2 protein-coding genes are annotated in these 1,696 nt (G+C 46.9%); one reads left to right on the forward strand and one right to left on the reverse strand.

Annotated elements, in window-relative coordinates; genetic code table 11:
- Positions 1 to 237: 237 nt before the first annotated feature.
- On the forward strand, positions 238 to 1,167 hold the full coding sequence (locus J5224_RS26735) for a DKNYY domain-containing protein (RefSeq protein WP_264628190.1): 930 nt from the start codon (positions 238 to 240) through the stop codon (positions 1,165 to 1,167).
- A 24-nt stretch (positions 1,168 to 1,191) separates the two neighbouring features.
- On the opposite strand, the gene J5224_RS26740 is transcribed toward J5224_RS26735, so the two are convergent.
- Positions 1,192 to 1,696: sensor histidine kinase (locus tag J5224_RS26740; protein ID WP_264628191.1), on the reverse strand; the 505-nt coding region annotated here is incomplete at its 5' end.

Raw genomic sequence — 1,696 nt, forward strand, 5'->3', positions numbered from 1 at the left:
TGGTGTTTTATTCTGTATTTTTGTGTTTGTAAAACATTAGGCATTAGCGTTTGTGTGGATTTGTTTTAGATATGCTTAATGTGCCTTTTATAATTTACGCTATGTGCGTAAATTGATATTTTATCGCGGCAAATTATACCCAGGAAAAACATTTATCCTCTGGTAGGGATATTATTTTCTGGTGTTAACCTTTAAAAGGAGATAAAGATCGTGAGAAAAGGAACTCTTAATTTATGTATGGCACTCATTGGTGGGGTGTTTGGCATCGTTCACTTATCCGCTATTGCCGCAGAAAAAACTGCGGTCACCTATAGCAATGTGAAATACCCGTATAAAGTGATTGACGGTGTATTGCACTATCAAAGTGCCGCGAATCTTCCCGCTGTGCCGATGAAAAATGTCAAGCCGGAGAGTTTCTCGGTGGTCTATTCCGATACGGCATTTGGGGTAGGGAAAGCGAACGACACCTATTACTGCAATGCGACTGCCTTGCCCAAGGCATTTAACCCGGAGAACGCCAAAGCAATTGATTCCTATCTGGTTAGTGAAGTTGGAACCTACGCCTATTGCAATAAAATGACCGTTAACATCGACTGGAAGAAATTTGAAGCCCTGGATTTTCCCTTCTTCAGCGATGGCAAACACATCTTTATGCGTGACGGTTCGGTGTTAAAAGGCGCTGACGTTGCGACGTTCCAGACAAAAGGAACGAATCAGGCCTTCGATAAAAAACACTATTATTTCAGAGAAAGTCATTCAGCCATCGTACCCTATAAAAAAAGCGTTAACATTTTTGAGCAATGTTTTGGCTGGGCCACTATTGATGATGCGCTTTATTATCGTGGTGAAAAAAACAGCGAGTTGGATGCAAGCACCTTTACCTGTCTTTCATTCAGTGTGACGGCGGATAAAAAAGGTTTTTATATTTACGGTAAACCGTTCCCGATTTTTACAGCGGATACCGATGTGAAAAACCTTAAAGCATTATCCGATTATGTTGTCTCCGACGGTAAATCAGTCTGGTTCGTGAAAATTGAGCCAGAACGGTTAGCCGGACTGGATGCGAGCAAAGTGACCGTCGATGAGAACGTTATTTCTGATGGGGTGAATGAATGGCAGTGCGGAGACTTTAAGTCACCGGGAGAAGCGATGTGCACCAAACAGTAATTTTTTAGCTGTGGGGGAAATGCGTCAATCGCTACGGCGCATTTCCAGCGTAAAGCGACAGCCTGTTTCCGAGCTATCGACCTGCATGCGCCAACCCAGATGCTCCACGATGCGTTGCACAATGGACAAGCCCAGTCCTTCGCCACGTTGATGCGCACTGGGCAGAAAGCGCTGAAATTGCTGCGGATCGATGCTGGGCGGTAGGCCAGGACCGGTGTCCGAAATGACAAGCGTACTGTCATTAAGGGCAATGCGCACTTCACCTTGCGCCGTGTACTGGCAGGCATTGCGCAGCAGATTCCAGATAACACTGCGCGCCAGTTCAGCATTGGTGTGCAGGTGGGGCGCTTGCGCTGCATCCAGAATCAGTGCCACGGGTTTTTTTGCCAGCCAGGGTTGGCAGCGTGTAATGCATTCCTCGATCAACGGACGCAGTGGCACGTCGGTTCGAGCCAGGGTTTGCGGATCGCGTGACAGCAGCAACAGACAGGTCAGTTGGCGCTGCATTTCCTGCGTGGTACGCACGATG

Source organism: Candidatus Symbiopectobacterium sp. NZEC135 (genome assembly GCF_025962695.1).

Excerpts from the sequence above, each read along its gene's own strand:
- J5224_RS26735 (WP_264628190.1), top strand. The coding sequence starts at position 238 with ATGGCACTCATTGGTGGGGTGTTTGGCATCGTTCACTTATCCGCTATT.